The following is a 22,030-nucleotide window of genomic DNA, read 5'->3' as shown; positions in this document are numbered from 1 at the left end:
GACGGCGGTGCGAAAGCGCCGCGGTTCGACACTCGCGCGGCCGCGCGATGCTAGCCGACAGTCACGCGGCGCCCTCGCGCGCTACTACGTCCGCGAGCGGCTACTTCGCCGCACCCAGTTCGTCGCGCACCTGCGCGGCAATTTCAAACGAGCGCAGCCGCGCCGCGTGATCGTAGATCTGCGCGGTCAGCATCAACTCGTCGGCGCCGGTCTGCTCGATGATCGACACGAGCCGCTCGCGCACCGTGTCGCGATCGCCGATCACCGAATACGCGAGTGACTGCGCGACGCCCGCCAGTTCGAACTCCGATGCATCGAGGCGATCGACCGGCGGCTGCAACTGCCCCGGCGTGCCGCGCCGCAAGTTCAGGAACTGCTGCTGCAGCGACGTGAAAAGCCGCTGCGCGGCGTCGTTCGTGTCGGCCGCGAAGAGGTTCACGCCGACCATCGCATACGGCCGATCGAGCGTAGCCGACGGGCGGAACTGCGCGCGGTACAGCTGCAGCGCAGTCAGCATGTGATCGGGCGCGAAGTGCGACGCGAACGCGAACGGCAGGCCGAGCGCCGCCGCGAGCTGCGCGCTGAAGAGGCTCGAACCGAGCAGCCAGAGCGGCACGTTCAGGCCCGCGCCGGGCACCGCACGCACGCGCTGGCCGGCGACCGGCTCGGCGAAATAGCGCTGCAGTTCGACCACGTCGTCGGGAAACGAGTCCGCGCTGCCGTGCAGATCGCGTCGTAGCGCGCGGGCGGTGGTCTGGTCGGTGCCTGGCGCGCGGCCGAGACCGAGGTCGATGCGGCCCGGGTACAACGACGCGAGCGTGCCGAACTGCTCGGCGATCACAAGCGGCGCGTGGTTGGGCAGCATCACGCCGCCGGAGCCGACGCGGATCGACTGCGTGCCGCCCGCGACGTGGGCGATCACGACCGACGTCGCCGCGCTGGCGATACCCGTCATGTTGTGATGTTCGGCGAGCCAGAAGCGGCGGTAGCCCCAGCGCTCCGCGTGCTGCGCGAGATCGAGCGTGTTGTGGAACGCTTGCGCGGCCGTCGAGCCGGCGGTGATCGGAGACAGATCGAGAACGGAAAACGGAATCATGGCGATGGAGGGCGGCAGCCGGGCAGGCCGCGATGGAAGCGGGGAAGAAATTGCACGAACCGCGGTGCATGAGCGCGCCGGCGTCGGCGGGGCAAACCCGTGCGGCCGGACGCGCAAGCCAAAGCGGATTGTGCCAAAGCGCTGCTATTTCCGCTGAAGGCCGCTGCAAGTCCACAATCTCCACAGGGTGTTGCGGCCGCTGTCCATGAACAATGCGTCCGCAGGCGGCCTCCCGGCGTGCATACGCGCCCGCATGCGCGTTGGCGTGTGAATGCGCACAGAAGCACGCTGGCCGCGGGATTAGCCTGAGATCGGCGCAGTCTTCGCGACTGCGGCCTTCCACGGACTTCGACGCCGGTCGGCTCCAGCTCGTCACGCGTAGGTCGGCTACGCAGAACACTCCCGGGCGCAGCCGGCTGACCGGCTCAGTCGGATGCATGCCGGCATGCCGCGCAGCGAGCGGCGCCAGACCGGCGCGAACAGGATTCTTCAGCGGACTCGGTGTAAACGCGCTCTCGCGCGTTCGCCGGCGTGACGCTAGATTGACAACCATCTGCGCATAGTCGAGGGGCCAAACGGTCGCGCACGCGCGACCGATTACAGCGGTGCATGGCGGCCGTGGGCGAAGCGTCCACGGCCGTTGTGTTATTGCGCGGTCCACCGTGCGGTGCGGCGCGCGCTTTCCATGCCAACTCGCCGGTCGGTCGCGTGAGGTTGGCGGCGCGGCGCCGCCTGCGAGCGTGTGCGCGCAGGGGCCGCGACGTGTGCGCCTCTTTCGTGCAGCGCGCGTGCTGCACTGCGGTTTTATTCTTCGCCGTTGCGCCTGCGTGCCGCGGCGTTCGTGTGCGGTATCCTGTCACGCCGTTGATCCCCCACGTTCATGCGTCACCGACGACCACCCGACCCGATGGCTCTTCGCTATTCATTGCTGCTCGCCGCCACGCTGGGCGCGTCCATTGCGCTCACCGGCTGCGACAACCAACAGACCGAGCATGCCGTGCAGAAGCTGAAGGATTTCATCAACGCGATCAAGCCCGATGTGCTGCTGTTGAAGGGACTCACGCCGGGCGTGACGACCGAAGCGCAAATCCGCGACCAGATGGGCAAGCCCGAAACCGAGCGCCATTTCACCGACGGTTCGAAGCGGCTCGAATATCCGCGCGGCCCGCAAGGGTTGAACACCTATATGGTCGACATCGGTCCCGACGGCCGGCTGCAGGCGATCACGCAGGTGCTCACGGCCGCGAACTTCGCGAAGGTCCGCCTCGGCATGAGCGAGGACGAGGTGCGGCGCCTGCTTGGCAAGCCCGGCGAAATCGCCGTGTATCCGCTCAAGCCCGAGACCGTCTGGAGCTGGAAGTGGCGTGAAGGCGGCGTGACCGAGGAAGCGTTTTTCAACGTGCACTTCGACGCGAATCATGTGGTCTACACGACCTCGCGCTCGGATGTGATGCGCGGACATTGACGGCCGTTGTGTTACCGTGCGCGCTGCGCCTTGCCTTCGTGCCGCACCGAGGGGACCCCGTGCTGCACACGCACGCCGGGTCATGACGCGGTTATCGCAACCGCAAACATTCCGCATCGGAGGGTACCTTGCTCCATGAGACTTCAACTGAAGCCTGCAAGCTCGCCGTGCAGGACATCCACAAGCGCTATGGCGACAACGAAGTCCTGAAGGGCGTGTCGATGAACGCGCAGAAGGGCGATGTGATCAGCATTATCGGTGCGAGCGGCTCGGGCAAGAGCACGTTCCTGCGCTGCATCAACTTTCTCGAGCGGCCGAACGCGGGCAAGATCATCGTCGATGGTGAAACGGTGCGCACGAGAGCCGACCGCAACGGCAATTTCGAAGTCGCCGATCACAAGCAACTGCAGCGTATCCGCACCAAGCTCGCGATGGTGTTCCAGCACTTCAACCTGTGGGCGCATATGACGGTGCTCGAGAACGTCGTCGAGGCGCCGCTGCATGTGCTCGGGCTGTCGCGCCGCGAAGCGGAAGAGCGTGCGCGCACCTATCTGGAAAAGGTCGGGCTCGCGCCGCGGCTCGAGAAGCAGTATCCGTCGCACCTGTCGGGCGGCCAGCAGCAGCGCGTCGCAATCGCGCGCGCGCTCGCGATGAACCCGGATGTGATGCTGTTCGACGAGCCGACCTCCGCGCTCGACCCGGAACTCGTCGGCGAAGTGCTGAAGGTGATGCAAAAGCTCGCCGAGGAAGGCCGCACGATGATCGTCGTCACCCACGAGATGGGCTTTGCGCGGAATGTGTCGAACCATGTGATGTTTCTGCATCAGGGTCGCACTGAAGAGGAAGGGCCTCCCGTCGAAGTGCTCGGCACGCCGAAAAGCGAGCGGCTCAGGCAGTTTCTGTCCGGCAGCCTGAAGTAGCCGCTGCGTTGCTTGCCGCCTCGCCGTCGGGTTTGACGATGTTCATGCATTCCTTGCTACGCCGGTATGTCCGATAAGGCCCGTTTGCCGTCCGGCGCCGCGCGCACCACCCAGGTCGCGATCGTCGCGTTGCCGCCGGTGTCGATGTCGGGCGTCGCACCGGTCATCGATACGCTGAACCTCGCGAACGAGATCGACGCTCGCGCGCACTACCGCTGGCAGGTCTGGTCGCCGGACGGGCGGCCGGTGCCGCTGTCGGGCGGCGCGCAGTGGCCGGCCGACGCCGCGTTCGGCGATGCGCTCGCCTGCGACTGGCTGATCGTGATCAGCGAACGCTTCCGGCCGTTCGTCGGCGACCGGCTGTTTCTCGCGAGTCTCGCGCGCGTGGGCCAGCGCACGCCGCTCGTCACCGGCATTCATCACGGCGTCTGGTGGCTCGCGCTGGCGGGGCTGTTGTCCGGCTACCGCGTAAGCGTCAACTGGGAGACGTATCAGCAATTCACCGAGCAGTTCGAGCGCCCGATCGTCACGCAGCAGATCTTCGAGATCGATCGCGATCGCGCGACCTGCACGGGCGGCCAGGCGAGCGTCGATTTCATGCTCGCGATGATCGGCCGCGATCATGGCCAGGAACTCGCCGAACGGATCGCCGATACGCTTGGCGTCGGCACGTTGCGCGCGGGCGTCGAGCGGCAGCGCATCCCGCTCGTCACGGCGCCCGGTGAACGCCATCCGCGCCTGAACGACGCGCTGCTGCTGATGGAAGCGAACATCGAGGAGCCGCTGACGACCGATGAGATCGCGGGTCTCGTCGGCGTGTCGCGACGTCAGCTGGAGCGGCTGTTCCGCCAGTATCTGGGCGCGATGCCGTCCCGGTACTATCTGGGGCTGCGGCTCGCCAAGGCGCGCACGCAATTGCAGCGCACCAGCAAGTCGGTCGTGCAGATCAGCCTCGCGTGCGGGTTTTCATCGGCCGCGCATTTTTCGAACGTCTATCGTGAGCGATTCAATGTGACGCCGCGCGAAGAACGCCGTAACTGGCTCGACCGGCAGCAGGACGCGGCCGGGCCGGCCGGCGGCGCGGCCGCCGAAGCGCGGGCGATTGAGCCGATTGAGCCGACTGAGCCGACTGAGCCGACCGGGCCGAATCAAGCGGACCGAGCCGACTGAGCCGATCGAGCCGACCGAGCGAAATCAAGCCGACTGAGCCGAATCAAGCCGACTAACTCAAACCAGGCCGCCCGAGCGCGACAAGCGCTGACGGCGCCGCCGCCGTGACGGCATCGGCAGGTTCGACGGCCGCAGCCTGCGGTCTACTGGCCGCGCATGCGGCGGACCATGCCGGCTGCGACAGAACACGTCGCATATGCGCAAGACGGCGCACGCGCGGTTTTCTACACTAGTGACGTTACCCGCCGCGAGGATTCGTCATGAACGACCAGAATGTGACCCGTCAGACCTTCGACGAAGTGATGGTGCCGGTGTTCTCGCCCGCATCGTTCGTGCCGGACCGGGGCGTCGGCTCGCGCGTGTGGGATACGCAGGGGCGCGACTATGTCGATTTCGCGGGCGGCATCGCCGTCACCGCGCTCGGCCATGCGCACCCGGAACTGCTGAAGGTGCTCGACGAGCAGGGCGCGAAACTCTGGCATATCGGCAACGGCTACACAAACGAGCCCGTGCTGCGCCTCGCGAAGCGCCTCGAGGAATTGACCTTCGCCGACCGCGCATTCTTCGCGAACTCCGGCGCGGAGGCAAACGAAGCGGCGTTCAAGCTCGCGCGCCGCGTCGCGTTCGAACGGCATGGCGCGGACAAGTTCGAGATCGTATCGTTTGCGCAGTCGTTTCACGGGCGCACCTTCTTTACCGTCAGCGTCGGCGGCCAGCCGAAATACTCGGAGGGCTTCGGGCCCGTGCCGGCCGGCATCATCCATCTGCCTTACAACGATATCGACGCGGCGCGCGAGGCGATCGGACCGAAGACCTGCGCGGTGGTGGTCGAGCCGATTCAGGGCGAAGGCGGCGTGATTCCGGCCGACCCTGCCTTTCTGCGCGCGCTGCGCGAAGCATGCGATACATACGGCGCGCTGCTGATTTTCGACGAAGTGCAAACGGGCGTGGGCCGCACCGGCTTTTTCTACGCGTACCAGGACACCGGCGTGACGCCGGATATCCTGACCACGGCCAAGTCGCTCGGCAACGGCTTTCCGATCGGCGCGATGCTGACCACCGAGGCGCTTGCCGCGCACTTCAAGGTCGGCGTGCACGGCACGACGTACGGCGGCAATCCGCTCGCGGCGGCGATCGCGCTGAAGGTGGTCGAACTGGTGAGCGATCCGCAACTGCTCTCCGGTGTGCGTTCGCGCAGCGCGCTGCTGCAGGAAGCGCTGGCGACGCTCAATCAGCGCTTTCGCATCTTCTCCGAGGTGCGCGGCAAGGGGCTCCTGATCGGCGCGGAACTGAACGGCGCGTACCAGGGCCGCGCGAAGGAATTCGTCACCGCGGCCGGCAAGCATGGACTGATCATGCTGATGGCGGGACCGGATGTGCTGCGTTTCGCGCCGTCGCTGATCATTCCGGTAGACGATCTGCATGACGGGATCGCGCGGCTCGAAGCGGCGATCGACGAAGTGGTCGGCGCGACGGCCGCGGCGCCGGCGCGTTAAGCTGCGCTTGCCACAGGCTTGCCAGCCACTCGCCACCCGCTCGCCACCTTACTGGAACGACGATGCTCTTCGTACGCCCCGGTCGCCTTGCCGACCTCGATGCGCTGGAACATATGGCGCGCACCGCGCAGCCGGTGCTGCATTCGCTGCCGCATGACCGGCGCGCGCTCGAGGCGCGTGTCGCGCTGTCGGAGGATTCGTTTCGCGCGGACGCCGATTTTCCGGGCGAGGAGTTCTATCTGTTCGTGCTCGAAGACAGCGCGACCGGCACACTGCGCGGCACCGCGAGTATTGTCGCGGCGGCCGGCTATGCGGAACCGTTCTACACGTTTCGCAACGATGCGCTGATCCACGCGTCGCGCGAGCTGCATGTGAGCCGCCGGATCCACGCGCTGACGATGTCGCACGAGCTGACCGGCAAGAGCCGCCTCGCGGGCTTCTATATCGAACCGGAACTGCGCGGCGACGCTGCCGCGCATCTGCTGTCGCGCGCGCGGATGATGTATATCGCCGCGAACCGCAAGCGCTTTACACCGGAAGTGTTTTCGCTGCTGCTCGGCGTGACCGACGACGCGGGCGTGTCGCCGTTCTGGGAAGCGGTGGGCCGCAAGTTTTTCGGCCGCAATTTCGCCGATATCGAAGTGCAATCGGGCGGACGCAGCAGCACGTTTATCGCGGAAGTGATGCCGAGCTATCCGATCTACGTGCCGCTGCTGCCGGAGGCGGCGCAGCGTGTGCTCGGCGAGCCTGACAGAAAGGCGCTGCTCGCGTACGAGATTCATCTCGAAGAGGGCTTCGAAACCGACCGCTACATCGATATCTTCGATGCCGGCCCGGTGCTGACCGCGCAAGTCGATCGCATCGCATCCGTGAAACGCAACGAGACGCGTACCGTGCGTGAAGCGGATGATGCGGCCGCGGCGGGTCGAACCGGCAATTCACGCGGCGATTCAGGCGGTAGCACGGGAGGTCGGGCGGACGGCAATCCCGGCGACGATGCGGGCACGGCGCGCCGAACGGATCAGGCACACGACGCGACGTATCTGGTCGCAAGCAACGGGCCGCGCGAATTCCGCTGCGTGCTCGCCGAATTGCCGGCCGGCCGCAACGCGGGTGCGCCGCTGCCGGCCGACGCGCGCGCGGCGCTCGACGTGCGCGCAGGCGACGCGGTTCGCTGCGTGATCCTGCATCGCGAGCCGGATCATGACGACGGCAACGCATCTTCGGAGGACGCATCATGATCGTCGTGCGCGTCGTGCAGACGGGCGATCTGGACGCGCTCGTCGGGCTCGCCCAGGAAACCGGCCCGGGCCTCACCACGTTCAAGCCCGACCGCGAAGCGCTCGCCGCGCGCATCGAACGCTCGCGCCGCACGCTCGAAGATCGCGCGGCGCCGCACGAGCAGGGCTACCTCTTCGTGATGGAAGACACCGCAAGCGGCGATGTGGCGGGCGTATGCGGCATTGAAACCGCGGTCGGCCTCGACCAGCCGTTCTACAACTACCGCGTGAGCACGGTCGTGCATGCGAGCCAGGACCTCGGCATCTGGACGATGATGCGCGCGCTCAATATCTCGCACGATCTGACCGGTTACGCGGAAGTGTGCTCGCTGTTTCTGAGCCCGCGCTATCGCACGAGCGGCGTAGGCGGCCTGCTGTCGCGCTCGCGTTTCATGTTTATCGCGCAGTTTCGCGAGCGTTTTCCGCAGCGGATCTGCGCGGAGCTGCGGGGCCGCTTCGACGCGGAGGGCACGTCGCCGTTCTGGCGCGCGGTCGGCTCGCATTTCTACCAGATCGATTTCAATGCAGCCGACTATCTGAGCTCGCACGGCCGCAAATCGTTTCTCGCCGAGCTGATGCCGCGCTTTCCGGTGTACGTGGACCTGCTGCCGCAAGAGGCGCAGGAATGCGTCGGCCGCACGCATAACGACACGCTGCCCGCGCGCAAGATGCTCGAAGCGGAAGGGCTGCGCTACGAAAACCACGTCGACATCTTCGATGCCGGCCCGGTGCTCGAATGCCATATCGCCGATCTGCGTACGTTGCGCGACAGCGTGGTCGTGCCGGTGGAAATCGAGGACGCGCACGCGCAAGGCGATGTATCGCAGGCGCCGCGCGCGCTGGTGTCGAACACATCGCTCGACGACTTCCGGGTCGGCCTCGTTGCGGGCGCGGTCGAGCATGGCGTGTTCCGCCTGTCGGCCCAGCAAGCGGCGGCGCTGCGCGTGCAGGCCGGCGACGCGGTGCGCGTGCTGGCCGCCGCGCATGCACCGAAACACAAACAGGGATGAACATGACCGAACTATTTATCGACGGCGCGTGGAGCGCCGGCACCGGCCCCGCATTCAGCTCGCGCGACCCCGGCACGAACGCGGTGGTGTGGGAAGGCACGAGCGCATCGGCGGACGACGTCGAGCGCGCGGTGAAAAGCGCGCGGCGCGCGTTCGCCCGATGGTCGGCGATGCCGTTCGAAGCACGCTGCACGATTGCGCGCCGCTTCGCCACGCTTCTGACCGAGCGCAAGGAGTCGCTTGCCGCGACGATCGGGCGCGAGACCGGCAAGCCGCTCTGGGAGGCGCGCACGGAAGTCGCGGCGATGGCGGCGAAGGTCGATATTTCAATTCAGGCGTATCACGAGCGCACCGGCGAAAAGCGCGCGACGATCGCCGACGGCACCGCGGTGCTGCGGCATCGTCCGCATGGCGTCGTCGCGGTGTTCGGTCCTTATAACTTTCCGGGGCACTTGCCGAACGGCCATATCGTGCCCGCGCTGATCGCCGGCAATACCGTGGTGTTCAAGCCGTCGGAGCTTGCGCCGGCCGTTGCGCGCGCAACGGTCGACGTATGGCAGGAGGCAGGCCTGCCGGCCGGCGTGCTCAATCTCGTGCAGGGCGAAAAAGAAACCGGCATCGCGCTCGCGAATCACCGGCAGATCGACGGGCTTTTCTTCACCGGCAGCTCCGATACGGGCACGCTGCTGCACAAGCAGTTCGGCGGCCGGCCGGAGATCGTGCTCGCGCTCGAAATGGGCGGCAACAATCCGCTGGTCGTGGCGCACGTCGCGGACCTCGACGCGGCGGTCCATCACACCGTCCAGTCGGCGTTTCTGTCAGCGGGGCAGCGCTGCACCTGCGCGCGGCGCATTCTCGTGCCCAACGATGAATTCGGCGAGCGCTTTATCGCGCGCCTGATCGACGTGACGTCGCGCATTCGCGTCGGCGCTTTCGATGCCGATCCGCAGCCGTATATGGGCGCGGTGATCACCGCGCGTGCGGCGGCGCGGCTCGTCGATGCGCAGGCACGGCTCGTCGCGGACGGCGCGCGCACGCTACTCGGCATGGCGCAGCGCGACCCGCAACTGGGTTTCGTCAGCCCGGCCGTGCTCGATGTGACCGGCGTGCGGAATCTGCCGGACCAGGAGCACTTCGGGCCGCTCGCGCAGATCATTCGCTACGACACATTCGAGGCCGCGATCGAGCGCGCGAACGATACCGCGTACGGGCTGTGCGCCGGCCTGCTCGCCGACGACGAAACGCAGTGGACGCATTTTCAGCGCACGATCCGCGCGGGCATCGTCAACTGGAACCGGCCGACCAACGGCGCATCGTCGGCTGCGCCGTTCGGCGGCGTCGGGCGGTCCGGCAACCAGCGGCCGAGCGCGTACTATGCGGCCGACTATTGCTCGTACCCGATGGCGTCGGTCGAAAGCGCGCAACTGCAGATGCCCGCGACTGTGTCGCCGGGCCTTCATTTCTGAGGAACGGACGATGCACGCGACCGAAGCCAATTTCGACGGGCTCGTCGGCCCGACTCACAACTATGCGGGGCTGTCGTTCGGCAACGTCGCATCGCTGTCGAATGAAAAGTCCGCCGCCAATCCGAAGGCCGCCGCGAAGCAGGGGCTGCGCAAGATGAAGCAGCTTGCCGATCTCGGTTTTCGTCAGGGCGTGCTGCCGCCGCAGGAACGGCCGTCGATGCGTCTGCTGCGCGAACTCGGTTTTTCAGGTGCGGACGCGAACGTGATCGCGAAGGTCGCGAGGGAGGCGCCCGAACTGCTCGCCGCGGCGAGCTCCGCGTCGGCGATGTGGACCGCGAACGCGGCGACCGTGAGTCCGTCGGCGGACACCGCGGACGGCCGCGTGCATTTCACGCCGGCGAACCTGTGCAGCAAGCTGCATCGCGCGATCGAGCATGAATCGACGGGCCGCACGCTGCGTGCGATCTTCGCCGACGAAGCGCGCTTCGCGGTGCACGAAGCGCTACCCGGCACGCCGGCGCTCGGCGACGAGGGCGCTGCGAACCATACGCGTTTTTGCGCGGCGTACGGCGAGCCCGGCGTCGAATTCTTCGTGTACGGCCGCAGCGAATACCGGCGCGGCCCGGAGCCGAAGCGCTTTCCGGCGCGGCAGACGTTCGAGGCGAGCCGCGCGGTTGCGCAGCGGCACGGGCTCGCAGAGGAGACAACGGTCTATGCGCAGCAGAACCCGGAGGTGATCGACGCGGGCGTGTTTCACAACGATGTGATCGCGGTCGGCAATGCACGCACGCTCTTTTGCCATCAGCTTGCGTTTGTCGGGCAAAGCGCGGTGTATGACGAACTGCGCGCGAAGCTCGCCGCGCGCCATGCGCCGCTCGACGTGATCGAAGTGCCGGACGCGCGTGTGAGCGTCGCCGATGCGGTCACGTCGTATCTGTTCAACAGCCAGTTGCTGATGCGCGCGGACGGCCGGCAGATGCTCGTGGTGCCGCAGGAGTGCCGTGAGAACGAACGCGTCGCGCGCTATCTGGATGACCTCGTATCGGGCCCTTCGCCAATCGACGAAGTGCAGGTGTTCGACTTGCGCGAAAGCATGAAGAACGGCGGCGGCCCCGCGTGCCTGCGGCTGCGTATCGTGCTGACCGACGCGGAGCGCGAAGCGGTCGCACCGGGCGTGTGGATCGACGACACGCTCTTCGGCCTGCTCGATGCATGGATCGACCGGCACTATCGCGACCGGCTCGCGCCGGCCGACCTGGCCGATTCGCATCTGTTGAACGAATCGCGCACCGCGCTCGACGAACTGACGCAGATTCTGCGGGTCGGATCCCTGTACGACTTCCAGCGCTGAAACAGACACGGCGGACGGCCGCGACCATGATGATCGACGACTTTCTTGGCTTTACGTTGACCGGCTCGCGGCCCGATGCCGCGCAACGCGAAGGCGTGTGCACGAACGGCGTGCGCTGGACGTGGCTCGACGAAGGCGTGCTGCAATTCGAGCCGCTTGCATCCGCGCATCGCGAAAGCGCCGCGAATCATGGCGCGCCGCTACGGAGCGTGCTGGTGTCCGCCGGTATTCATGGCGACGAAACCGCGCCGATCGAACTGCTGTCGCTGCTCGTGCGCGATATCGGCGCGGCGCGCGTATCGCCTGCCTGCCGGCTGCTCGTCGTGCTGGGCAACGTGGCGGCGATGCGCGGCGCGTGCCGCTATATCGACGACGATCTGAATCGCCTGTTCAGCGGCCGCCACGCGCAGTTGCCGGATAGCCGCGAAGCGCCGCGCGCCGCCGCGCTCGAGCGCGCGGCCACACAGTTTTTCGCGCCAGCGCCGCCCACGCGCCGCGCGCGCTGGCATCTGGATATGCATACGGCGATTCGCGCGTCGGTGTTCGAGCGCTTCGCGGTGCTGCCGCACACCGGCGAGCCGCTGTCGCGCGCGATGGTCGAGTGGTTGGGCGATGCGCAGATCGCGGCGGTGCTGCTGCACACGACGCAGGGCACCACGTTTTCTCACTTCACCTCGGAAGCCTGCGGCGCCGACGCATGCACGCTCGAACTCGGCAAGGTGCGCCCGTTCGGACAGAACGATCTGAGCCGCTTCGCGGGCGCCGATAGCGCGCTGCGCAGGCTGATCGCGGGCCAATTCCAGTTCAACCACGCCGCGGGCGCACCGGCGAACGGCGCGCCGCTGCCGCGCATTTTCACGGTGGTCGATCAGATCACAAAGCATAGCGACGCGTTTGAACTACTGATCGAAGCGGACGTGCCGAATTTCACCGCGTATGCACACGACACGCTGCTCGCGCGCGACGGCGGCTATCGCTATACGGTGACCCATCCCGAAGAGCGCATCGTCTTTCCGAACCCGTCGGTAAAAGCGGGCCTGCGCGCTGGCTTGATGGTCGTCGAAACGACACAAAGCGCGCTGGCGTCGATGCGTTAGGCGAAGTTTCGCGAGGCGCAGACAATTTTCGCTGTTCGCGAGTCGCATGCGTGCGCTAAAATCGCCCGGCATACGAGCCCGGCGGCGCGCGCGTGACCACCATGCGTGTTGTGCCGGGTCCTCCGAATCCGCGACGAATAACGACGAGAAGGTCAAAGCGCCTCGCGCGCTTTGCACAAGGGGAGCCGCATGACCAGCAGCGCAGTTCAGCAGGAGGGCAGGCCGGACGGCCTTTCGGGTTCCACCGAGGGCGTCCCGGGCCATGATGCCCGAGCTGCGGCCGATAGCGCGACGGAAAGCGCTGCCGAGCATGCGCCGCGCGACGTATATTTCGCGCGCCAGCCGCTGTTGAATCGGGACGGCATGCTGTGCGGCTTCGAACTGAAAATCCAGCAGATCGATCCGCCGCCGGACGCCGATGCTGGCGCATCCGCTGGCGACGCTGAAGGCGAGGCGCCTGCGGCAACCTCGGCGACGTCGGCTCAGGCGCGCGTCGGTGCGCTGATCCGCGCGCTGATGCGACCGCAAGTGCGGCACGCGCTGACCGGTCATCCGGCCTACATCGATGTGACACGCGAGTTGCTGTTTGATGAAGCGGTGAAGGCATTGCCGCCCGAGCGCTTTATCTTCGAACTGCCGCCCGAAATCGAAGTCGACGACGAACTGATCGCGCGCATCGTCACGCTGCATGGCCGGCGTTTCCGCTTCGTGATCGATCACGTGACGCAGGTCGACGACCGCTTCGCGCGTTTGCTGCCGTATGCGGAGACGGTGAAGATCGACCTGCGCAGCACGCCGGCCGCGCTGCTGCCGAAGCTCGCGAGCGTGCTGAAGTCGGCGGGCAAATTGTTGATTGCGCACGGGGCCGACACACATAACGATTTCGACACCGCGTTCAAACTGGGATTCGATCGCTTCCAGGGCTACTTTTTCGCGCGTCCGCACGGCGCCGTGTCGACGCGCCGCGTGAGCGCGCCGCGCCATGCGTTGCTGAATCTGCTGCAACTGCTCGCCGGCGAACCGACGGTGGCGCAACTCGAAGCGGAACTGAAGCTGAACCCGGTGCTGGTGATGCATCTGATGCGGCTCGCGAACGCAAGCGGTATGGCGCTGGGCCTGCGGGTCACGACGCTGCGCGATGCGATCAATGCGACGGGGACGGACAAGATTGCGCGCTGGACGCAGCTGCTGCTGTATGCGGATGGTCGTAAGGTTGCGCTTGAAGATGACCCGCTGCTGCAACTGGCGGCGACCCGTGCGCGCTTTATGGAGCTCGCGGTTGCGCGTCTGCCGGAGGCGGGCCGTGATGAAAGCGATGCGGCGTTTCTGACCGGGGTGTTCTCGTTCGTTGACGCGGTGTTTGGCGGGTCGCTTGCTACGACGCTTAATGTGCTGATGCTGACGCGGCCGATTCGCGACGCGATTGAACATCATGCCGGCACGCTGGGGATGTTGCTGACCGTGATCGAAGCGGTCGAGCGGGGGGCGTGGGATGACGTCGGCAAGACGTGCCAGAAGCTTGCGCCGCTTACGACTGATGAGGTCGCTGAACTCGCGTTGAACGCGGCGGCCTGGGCTGGGATTGCGGATCGTACCGCTGAGGCGGAAGGGTTGGAGCGGATCGAGGATTGAGGATTGGCGGGGTCGCGGGATGGCGGGATGGCGGCCCTGATTATTTGCTATCGCTTCGGCTCGGGCCGCTTGAGGTAGGCGGTTGACGTATTAGTTCTAGTTCTTTGAACGGCTGTTCTGGTCGCTCGTTATCCCTTTTTCTCGTCTGTTTCCGGTCGGCGGACAGTCATGTGCTGCGCCCGGATGCCTTGCGCTGTTCCGAGCGAAACTAGCATTTGGTAACGTGTATTCACTGTTCAAGCGCATAACCAGAAATTTCTGCGTTCAATTTCGGAAACGCAATTCACTCTGCAAAAATTCTGGGTGGTATATTTTCATCCGTTGACTTCGGATGTTTTGCATATGACATTGGTGCACAATATTTTAAATGCATCGGCAAAAGCTATGAATAATGGGAAAATTTCATATGTAATTGCCTCGGTTGTGGCAGCGCAATTCGCTCAATCTTTATTTTCGCTCTGTTTAATTGGATTCTCATTTATTGCGATTGTAGTTCAAGAGGTAATTGATGCGGGGAAAAGTATTTTAGGGTGGTGGTGTAATTTCGGCAATAAAATTGCTATTGTCAAATCATTGAATGATAAACCGGGAAATTGTTATTTGCCGATAATCTATAGTATTGCGCAAGTCCTCGGATATCTGGTCGCTACCTTTTTCGCATTTGTGAGTTACCAAAGCCTGTTCCCGTGAATTCACTCATCCCTGGTGGGCGATTAAAATTTGTGATGAGTTTAATTGCAATGCCGTCGACGATCGTGGTTATGTGGCGTGCTGCTCCGCCCGCGATGTTGGTTGCATTGAGGTATATGTCATCAGGTAGAGCCGGCGTGGCAATATCTGCACCGCTTATTTTTGCGACTCATTTTACACTGTGGTTGTGGATTTTTATGGTGATTTCTATGAAAATTCGACAAATTTTGGGTAAATTTTAAAGTCGCATGTATTTTATATATATTGGAGCGTTTTTTATTTGCAATAAATAACGCAGATCAAGCTTGGGGATCTTCGTGGGAAACGGCGGCGGGAAACATGAGTGTTCGTAATTTGAAAGGTAGCTCTCTGTTCGCGCTTCTTATTTTTTCATTTCTGATGTTGTCGGTCTTTTCCCAAGGGAAAAAGCCGAATTCTTCACGGTCCGGTATTGGAAGTATTCATGGAACAAGGTTTGTGATTCCGTCCGAGTACCAATTTTTTCCTGTTGAGTATGAGGGTGATGAAATTTGGGGGAGACCGCCTAAACGACATATTCCGGGACCTGATATTCCAATTCGGGCGTTCAGTATCTTGCTGCAATATCCGGACTTTTCTCCAGTAAATCGAGAAAATCGTCGGAGTTGGAGTGGCCGAAAAGGATCTTTTACTCGGGAGAATGAATGGATCGATGTCCAGGTGGAGCCTGTCAAGGAACTCGGATCTGACGTTCCGGCGTGGTTCAAAAGATTTATCGCCAATCGGATGGACGCCGAAATATCCTGGCGTCCCAAGCATGACTGGTATTTTGAACGGCAGTTTGAATTGGTTTACGGTTTGGTTAAAGAAAAGAAAGTAGGACCTGATTATTCGAAGATTAGCGTAAGCAACGTTGAAGTGTTCTATGACAAAGAGCGGTCAGGAACTTACATAAGTTGTGGTGCCGGCGCCGGTGGAATGAAGTTCTGTGAGCAGGAATTTATTATCCCGGAGCTTGGTGTTATCGCAAGCGTTCACTATGCGAAAAATGATCTTGAAAATTGGAAAATTATCCAGGATGAAGTAACGCGTATCGTGCTTTCTTTTAGAGTAAAGCAGTAGTTTTTGGTTGACACAAGTAAATCGGCGGCCATTTATCAGTTTTCTTGATCTCTTTTTATCTTCTCTTTTCGGTCGGCGGACGGTCATACTTTGCGCCGGGGTGCCATGCGTGGTTCTGAGCGAAACCAGCATTCGGCGATATGTATTCGCCGTTCGAGTGTGTAATCGGAAATTTCTGCGTTCAATTTCGGAAATTCAAGTCGCTTTGTAAAAAAGGTGAGTGGTATATTTCAACGCTAACTTGGTACGAGGTGTTGTGATTCACAGGGATATACTGATATGGATGATTTCCACATTTCTTCAACTTAACGGTTGTAGTTCGATGGAAAGCCGATGAGCGAAAGAGTTTCATACTTGATTTTGCCAATTTTCTCGATGCGAACGATCAGGTGCATATTTGTTGTATGTTGTCTCGGTTTGTCGCTCGCAGTAATCGTGGCTCCGGGAGCAAACGATGAGAAAACCGAATTTTTAGGAACGTTGTGTAATGCGGGAAATTATATTCCGATTGTCAGGGCATTGAATCGCGAGCCTGGCGCCTGCTATTTACCGATAGGGTACGGTGGCGCAATCGTCCTTGGTTTTCTTGTCGCCGTTTGTATGTGTATCTGCGAGTTTCCTCGGCCGATGCGCTTGGAATCAATGATTCCGGCAGACCGCAAAAAGTATGTCATGGCGACAGTCGTGATGCTAGTGGTGCTTGTATCTACCTGGACTATCGCGGTAGCTCCGCCCACGCTTGGAATAATGGGGTTGATGTCATTAAATCGCGTAGCGGTTTTCATATCGGCGCCAATGATGTTTGTGGCTCACGTTGGAGTGTGGTGGTGGTTGTTTTTGGTTTCTTCGATAGAGATTCGAAAGCGGATTCGAAGGATGGGCGACAACATATAATTTTCCCTGGTTAATCGCGCCCAAGTATTGTTATCACATTTTGATAATTTATTTTCATTTTTTCGTTACAGCTATCTTTCAGTGGCTATAAAGTTAAAAAATTCCCATGGTAACCGTCACAAAAGAGCAGATCGAGAATTTCGTGCAGTCGGTAGACAGCCACGCTGCCGATTTATGGACATTTGTCGTCGGAGGGATTTCAGGCACGTCGACGTGGATGATTAGCAGGCTGTTGAAATACACCTCGCAGATGCGCGGCGCGCTTTTTCAATGTGCCGCCGCGCCGGCGAGGTGAATGTCGATTTGATGCCGGACGACCTTAATTCAGGCGGAATCAATGTCATCTCCTCGCCGTTTTGCATTTCTAAACGTCCGTTCATGTGGACAGCTACTGCCGATTCCATCCTCGAAAAAATCGCACGTTTATGCAAAGTTATTTCTGGGGCAGAACACTAGTTCTTTGAGCGGCTGTTCTGGTCGCTCGTTATCCCTTTTTCTCGTCTCTTTCCGGTCGGCGGACGGTCATGCGCTGCGCCCGGATGCCATGCGTTGTTCCGAGCAAAACCAGCGTTCGGTGATGTGTATTCACCATTTAAACGCGTAACCGGAAATTTCTGCGTCCAATTTCGGAAACGCAATTCACTCTGTAAAAATGCTGGGTGGTATATTTTCATTGCGAGCTCGATGCGGGGTTTATTTTTAGAGGCCGTGATTCGCGACAATATCTGATCCAGGAAGCCCCTGCATTTGATTGGTTTAACGGTTGCAGCTCGATGGAAAATCGATGAGCGAGAGCGTTTCGTACCTGATTTGGCCAGCTTTTTCGATAAAAACGATCAGGCGTATATATTCTGCGTGTTGCGTTGGCTTGTCATTCGCGGTTATCGTGGCTCCCGGAGAAAAAGATGAAAAAACCGGATTTCTAGCGGCTATGTGTAAGGTGGGAAATTACATTCCGATTATCAGGGCGTTAAATCATGAACCCGGGGCTTGTTATCTGCCTATAGGTTACGGGGGCGCGATCGTCCTTGGTTTTCTTGTTGCAATCTGTTTGTGTGTTTGTGAATTTCCCCAGCCTATGCGATTGGAGTCGATGGTTCCGTCAGACCGGAAAAAGTACATTATGGCCACAACTGTAGCGCTTCTGGTACTTGTGTCTACATGGACAATTTCGGTGGCTCCGCCCACGCTTGGGATAATGGGTGTGATGTCCTCGAATCGTACGGCAGTTTTCATATCAGCGCCAATGATGTTCGTGGGCCACCTTGGAGTGTGGTGGTGGTTATTTTTAATTGTTTCGATAGAAATTCGGAAGCGGGTTAGGCGGCGAGGCGGTACTGATTAAGTGCCTTGATATGTTGAAGTGATCAATTTCGGAATCATGCGATCGGGTGTCGATTTGAATGTCAATGCTATATTTTAATAACTGATTTTTCGTTACGATATTGCTTTCATGTTGATCTTTAAGAGTTAATAAATTCTCATGGTAACAGTCACAAAAGAGCAAATCGAAAATATTGTGCAGTTGATAGACGGCAACGCTACTGATTTATGGACTTTTGTCACCGGGGGAATGTCAGGAGCGTCGACCTGGATGGTCAAGACGAATAATGCATCCGCAGCGCAGTATGAATCGTTGGGTCGAAGCATGGCTGATCAGGCGGCTTCGCTGTCCCGCACGTTGGCGAATCTGGCGGATGGCGGGGGTTCGACTGAGGAGCGTGCATTCCTGAATGAAACCGCCCGTGCAATGTCGGCCAGAATCGAAGAGTTGCGTGTCGGCGGCGCGTCCGCCTACGCCAACTACGGTAAGGCAATCGCAGAGGCGGCGGCGAACGAACGCTTTATGCGCGGTGTTGCAGGTGCGTCCGCCATAGTTGATGGGCTAACACTGGCAACTTCAATCTCTGAAGCTCAGCGAACGGGCAACTGGGCACCGGTCGCTGGAACATTGGGTTCGATTGTGGGAACCCTTGGAGCGGGTTCGCCAGCGGCGGCGGCGGCGTCAATCATGGCCGGTGCCTTAATCCCGGTTGTGGGGGTTTCTGCCGCCATTCCTTTGGTGTTGGCAGTATCCGGCGTTGTTAGCGTTTTGGGTGGAAAAGCAGGCGAATTAACCGGTCTCGCAATCGGCAACCTCCTCCTGGGCCAAAACCCCCTCCCCGACATCGACGCGTTCTTCAAACAATTTGGTCTGGCGTTAAACCTTGTCGACCCACTGGTCCTGGATCTTAACGGCGACGGCATCCACACCATCGGTGCATCCGCTTCCACCGCCTATTTCGATTTCGACGGCCAGGGCAGCCGTATCCACACCGGCTGGATCAGCGCAGACGACGGCTTCCTCGTCCTCGACCGCAACGGCAACGGGCATATCGATTCAGGCGCCGAGCTGTTCAGCAATTTCACGCCGCTCGCAAACGGCGCGCTGGCGCCAAACGGCTTCGACGCACTGAAGGAATTCGACGTCAACAAGGACGGCGTAATCGATTCGAAAGACGCAATATGGTCATCGCTGAAAGTTTGGCGTGACGCGAACGTCGATGGACGCTCGGAACAGGGCGAACTGGTTTCACTGGACGCATTGGGCATCGTCGCGATCCGGTTGAGCCGCGACGGCACGATCCGCACGCTGGACGACGGAAACGTGGTTCGTGCCACGGGCAGTTTCATCCAGATCGTGGACGGCGTGCAGGTCGAGCGCACGATGCAGGAAGTATGGTTCGGCCAGGACACGTTGCATCAGCGGTTCGACGACGTCGTTCCGCTTCGCGAAGACGTGACGTCGATGGCCTTCGTGCAAGGTGCGGGAAACGTCAGGGACCTCTGGCAGGCGGCGAGCCTCAACACGGCCGCAGGCGCGGCATTGCGCGACGTATTGGGTCAACTGATGTCGGCCAGAACAGCCGAAGCACAGCACGCGCTGATCGAACCGCTATTGCGGGCCTGGGCGGCGACCTCGAACATGGCGACGACGCAAACGCTGATGGCATCCGGTAAAAGAACGGCAACGGGCCTCGCTACGGATCCGCCGTGGCTCGACAGGCTAAGCGTGCTCGAAAAGATGTCGGGGACCATGCTCGGAGCCCGCAGTGATGGGCTTGTCGCGCTAAGCGGTACGCGTGGCGACTATGTGAAGGACGCGTGGTCGACGTTGACCGATTCGGTTTATGTCGCGATCGCCATGCAATCGCGCTGGAAGCCTTATCTCGACGCGATCACCTATACCATCGACGCAAACGGCTATCCATGCGAGAAATTCGATGGCCTGCTGGCCGGGGTGATGTCCGCGGAGGCTCGTGTCGGGGCGCAGGAGGTGGCAGTCTTGCTCGCGGAATTCACGCGAACATTCGGCGAGGCGTGGTGGCATGCCGGCTTCGATGTGCGCGCGCAATTGCACGACTACGTCGAAGGACATCAGTCGCAGGACGTGCTGCGAGGACTGGCCGCGAGCGGCGTGATTTTCGGCAGCGGCACACTGGCGGGCAGCGCAGGGCGCGATTTCTTGCTGGGCAGTATCGGAAACGATCGGCTCGAAGGCGGTGAGGGTGACGATCTGCTGGATGGTGGCGCAGGCAACGACACGCTGGTTGGCGGGCGCGGCAGCGATACATACGTGTTTGGCCGTAACTCGGGTAACGACACGATCTACGAAGAATACGACGCGTACGGCAGCGATACCGACGCCGTGCGGTTCGATGCCAATATCCATCCACAAGACGTGACAGTGCGGCGCGACGGCACGAGCGATGACCTGCTGGTAACAGTCGCGGGTTCATCAAACGTGCTGCGTATCAGAAATCAGCTCACGCAGTCGGGCGCATCCTTCGTTTATGGCGTCGAGCAGTTCCGCTTCGCAGACGGTACGGTGTGGGACAAGCAGGCGGTGGCGCTAATGACCCTGCGCAGCACGCCGGGCAACGACGTGCTGGTGGGCTTCAGCGGCGACGACCTGATGGACGGCGGCGCGGGCAACGATACGCTATACGGTGGCCGCGGCAGCGATACATACGTGTTTGGCCGTAACTCGGGTAACGACACAATCTACGAAGAATACGACGCGAACGGCAAGGACACCGATGTCGTGCAGTTCGACGCCGACATCCGCCCGCAGGACGTGACAGTGCGGCGCGACGGCACGAGCGACGACCTGCTGGTAACGGTTGTGGGCTCGTCGAACGTGCTGCGCATCAGAAATCAACTCACGCAGTCGGGCGCATCATTCGTCTACGGCGTCGAGCAGTTCCGTTTTGCGGACGGCACAGTGTGGGACAAGCAGGCGGTGGCGCTGATGACCCTGCGCAGCACGCCGGGCAACGACGTGCTGGTGGGCTTCAGCGGCGACGACCTGATGGACGGCGGCGCGGGCAACGACACGCTATACGGCGGGCGCGGCAGCGATACATACGTGTTCGGGCGTAACTCGGGTAACGACACGATCTACGAAGAATACGACGCAAACGGCAAGGACACTGACGTCGTGCAGTTCGACGCCGACATCCGCCCGCAGGACGTGACAGTAAAACGCGACGGCACGAGCGATGACCTGCTGGTAACAGTCGTGGGCTCATCGAACGTGCTGCGCATCAGAAATCAACTCACGCAGTCGGGCGCATCCTTCGTCTACGGCGTCGAGCAGTTCCGTTTTGCGGACGGCACAGTGTGGGACAAGCAGGCGGTGGCGCTGATGACCCTGCGCAGCACGCCGGGCAACGACGTGCTGGTGGGCTTCAGCGGCGACGACCTGATGGACGGCGGCGCGGGCAACGACACGCTATACGGCGGGCGCGGCAGCGATACATACGTGTTCGGGCGTAACTCGGGTAACGACACGATCTACGAAGAATACGACGCAAACGGCAAGGACACTGACGTCGTGCAGTTCGACGCCGACATCCGCCCGCAGGACGTGACAGTAAAACGCGACGGCACGAGCGATGACCTGCTGGTAACAGTCGTGGGCTCATCGAACGTGCTGCGCATCAGAAATCAGCTCACGCAATCGGGCGCATCCTTCGTCTACGGCGTCGAGCAGTTCCGCTTTGCCGATGGCACAGTCTGGGACAAAACCACAATCAACGCGCTGTCAGCCGCCGCCCAACCGAAACTGCTATCGTTGCGCGCGATACCGACTGCCCTACCGGACACCGAATATCCGTCAGAGCGCGAAATCGCCAGCCGCGTGGATTTGCTGATCGACGCAATGGCCGGATTCGCACCTGCTGCGATTTCTGATGCGCCGTGGCAGCGACCCGACGCTGCTTCATCGCTAACCGCTCCCGTCGCGGTCAACTACTGCTAACAAAACCTGTATAGGGATCTGATCCGTAGCGCCGTAAAACGCGCTACGGCGCCGCCTGTC

16 protein-coding genes are annotated in these 22,030 nt (G+C 61.6%); 15 read left to right on the top strand and 1 reads right to left on the bottom strand.

What is annotated here, in order from left to right:
- Positions 1-100 precede the first annotated feature (100 nt).
- Entirely contained in the window at positions 101-1,096 is a 996-nt protein-coding gene (locus tag HV675_RS07795) for an LLM class flavin-dependent oxidoreductase (protein ID WP_175110311.1), read from the bottom strand.
- 907 nt (positions 1,097-2,003) lie between these two features.
- On the opposite strand from HV675_RS07795, the gene HV675_RS07790 reads away from it, so the two are divergent.
- The 15 genes from HV675_RS07790 (at position 2,004) to HV675_RS07720 (ending at position 21,970) form a co-directional block, all read left to right on the top strand.
- Complete coding sequence (locus HV675_RS07790; protein WP_175110310.1) at positions 2,004-2,561, top strand: hypothetical protein; 558 nt, start codon at positions 2,004-2,006, stop codon at positions 2,559-2,561.
- Between the two features lie 128 nt (positions 2,562-2,689).
- Positions 2,690-3,481 carry an ABC transporter ATP-binding protein gene (locus HV675_RS07785; protein ID WP_175110309.1) on the top strand — a complete coding sequence of 264 codons (792 nt, stop codon included), beginning with the start codon at positions 2,690-2,692 and terminating at the stop codon, positions 3,479-3,481.
- Positions 3,482-3,547: 66 nt separating this feature from the next.
- Positions 3,548-4,651, top strand: a complete 1,104-nt coding sequence (locus tag HV675_RS07780; RefSeq protein WP_175110308.1) for a GlxA family transcriptional regulator — start codon at positions 3,548-3,550, stop codon at positions 4,649-4,651.
- Positions 4,652-4,911: 260 nt separating this feature from the next.
- Positions 4,912-6,147: an aspartate aminotransferase family protein gene (locus HV675_RS07775; RefSeq protein ID WP_175110307.1), complete on the top strand. Its 1,236-nt coding sequence runs from the start codon at positions 4,912-4,914 to the stop codon at positions 6,145-6,147.
- A gap of 62 nt (positions 6,148-6,209) precedes the next feature.
- On the top strand, positions 6,210-7,388 hold the full coding sequence (aruF, locus tag HV675_RS07770; RefSeq protein ID WP_175110306.1) for an arginine/ornithine succinyltransferase subunit alpha: 1,179 nt from the start codon (positions 6,210-6,212) through the stop codon (positions 7,386-7,388).
- Complete coding sequence (astA, locus tag HV675_RS07765; protein ID WP_175110305.1) at positions 7,385-8,437, top strand: arginine N-succinyltransferase; 1,053 nt, start codon at positions 7,385-7,387, stop codon at positions 8,435-8,437. The genes aruF and astA overlap by 4 nt, the downstream gene beginning before the upstream one ends.
- 2 nt (positions 8,438-8,439) lie before the next feature.
- Positions 8,440-9,903 (top strand): succinylglutamate-semialdehyde dehydrogenase, encoded by a 1,464-nt coding sequence (astD, locus tag HV675_RS07760; protein ID WP_175110304.1) that lies wholly within the window; start codon positions 8,440-8,442, stop codon positions 9,901-9,903.
- Positions 9,904-9,913: 10 nt separating this feature from the next.
- Entirely contained in the window at positions 9,914-11,254 is a 1,341-nt protein-coding gene (gene astB / locus HV675_RS07755; RefSeq protein ID WP_175110303.1) for an N-succinylarginine dihydrolase, read from the top strand.
- Positions 11,255-11,283: 29 nt separating this feature from the next.
- Positions 11,284-12,351, top strand: a complete 1,068-nt coding sequence (gene astE / locus HV675_RS07750) for a succinylglutamate desuccinylase (RefSeq protein WP_175110398.1) — start codon at positions 11,284-11,286, stop codon at positions 12,349-12,351.
- A 189-nt stretch (positions 12,352-12,540) separates the two neighbouring features.
- Positions 12,541-13,983 carry an EAL and HDOD domain-containing protein gene (locus HV675_RS07745; protein ID WP_175110302.1) on the top strand — a complete coding sequence of 481 codons (1,443 nt, stop codon included), beginning with the start codon at positions 12,541-12,543 and terminating at the stop codon, positions 13,981-13,983.
- A gap of 342 nt (positions 13,984-14,325) precedes the next feature.
- On the top strand, positions 14,326-14,673 hold the full coding sequence (locus tag HV675_RS07740; RefSeq protein ID WP_175110301.1) for a hypothetical protein: 348 nt from the start codon (positions 14,326-14,328) through the stop codon (positions 14,671-14,673).
- 339 nt (positions 14,674-15,012) lie between these two features.
- The gene (locus HV675_RS07735) at positions 15,013-15,774 is read left to right on the top strand and encodes a hypothetical protein (protein WP_175110300.1); all 762 of its coding nucleotides are present in this window, start codon (positions 15,013-15,015) and stop codon (positions 15,772-15,774) included.
- 333 nt (positions 15,775-16,107) lie between these two features.
- On the top strand, positions 16,108-16,668 hold the full coding sequence (locus tag HV675_RS07730) for a hypothetical protein (RefSeq protein ID WP_175110299.1): 561 nt from the start codon (positions 16,108-16,110) through the stop codon (positions 16,666-16,668).
- A 106-nt stretch (positions 16,669-16,774) separates the two neighbouring features.
- Positions 16,775-16,963, top strand: a complete 189-nt coding sequence (locus HV675_RS07725; RefSeq protein ID WP_175110298.1) for a hypothetical protein — start codon at positions 16,775-16,777, stop codon at positions 16,961-16,963.
- A 1,188-nt stretch (positions 16,964-18,151) separates the two neighbouring features.
- A complete protein-coding gene (locus HV675_RS07720; protein ID WP_175110297.1) occupies positions 18,152-21,970 on the top strand; it encodes a calcium-binding protein in 3,819 nt (1,272 codons plus the stop codon).
- Positions 21,971-22,030 lie beyond the last annotated feature (60 nt).

Source organism: Paraburkholderia solisilvae, assembly GCF_902859875.1.
In the GTDB taxonomy this organism is placed as follows: Bacteria; Pseudomonadota; Gammaproteobacteria; order Burkholderiales; family Burkholderiaceae; genus Paraburkholderia; species Paraburkholderia solisilvae.
This window is presented reverse-complemented; position numbering and strand designations above follow the sequence as displayed.

Coding starts and splice junctions, on each gene's coding strand:
- HV675_RS07790 (WP_175110310.1), top strand. CDS start 2,004: ATGGCTCTTCGCTATTCATTGCTGCTCGCCGCCACGCTGGGCGCGTCC.
- HV675_RS07780 (WP_175110308.1), top strand. CDS start 3,548: ATGTCCGATAAGGCCCGTTTGCCGTCCGGCGCCGCGCGCACCACCCAG.
- HV675_RS07735 (WP_175110300.1), top strand. CDS start 15,013: ATGAGTGTTCGTAATTTGAAAGGTAGCTCTCTGTTCGCGCTTCTTATT.
- HV675_RS07720 (WP_175110297.1), top strand. CDS start 18,152: ATGGTAACAGTCACAAAAGAGCAAATCGAAAATATTGTGCAGTTGATA.
- HV675_RS07775 (WP_175110307.1), top strand. CDS start 4,912: ATGAACGACCAGAATGTGACCCGTCAGACCTTCGACGAAGTGATGGTG.
- HV675_RS07795 (WP_175110311.1), bottom strand. CDS start 1,096: ATGATTCCGTTTTCCGTTCTCGATCTGTCTCCGATCACCGCCGGCTCG.
- HV675_RS07740 (WP_175110301.1), top strand. CDS start 14,326: ATGACATTGGTGCACAATATTTTAAATGCATCGGCAAAAGCTATGAAT.
- HV675_RS07725 (WP_175110298.1), top strand. CDS start 16,775: ATGGTAACCGTCACAAAAGAGCAGATCGAGAATTTCGTGCAGTCGGTA.
- aruF (WP_175110306.1), top strand. CDS start 6,210: ATGCTCTTCGTACGCCCCGGTCGCCTTGCCGACCTCGATGCGCTGGAA.
- astD (WP_175110304.1), top strand. CDS start 8,440: ATGACCGAACTATTTATCGACGGCGCGTGGAGCGCCGGCACCGGCCCC.
- HV675_RS07745 (WP_175110302.1), top strand. CDS start 12,541: ATGACCAGCAGCGCAGTTCAGCAGGAGGGCAGGCCGGACGGCCTTTCG.
- astB (WP_175110303.1), top strand. CDS start 9,914: ATGCACGCGACCGAAGCCAATTTCGACGGGCTCGTCGGCCCGACTCAC.
- astA (WP_175110305.1), top strand. CDS start 7,385: ATGATCGTCGTGCGCGTCGTGCAGACGGGCGATCTGGACGCGCTCGTC.
- HV675_RS07730 (WP_175110299.1), top strand. CDS start 16,108: ATGAGCGAAAGAGTTTCATACTTGATTTTGCCAATTTTCTCGATGCGA.
- astE (WP_175110398.1), top strand. CDS start 11,284: ATGATCGACGACTTTCTTGGCTTTACGTTGACCGGCTCGCGGCCCGAT.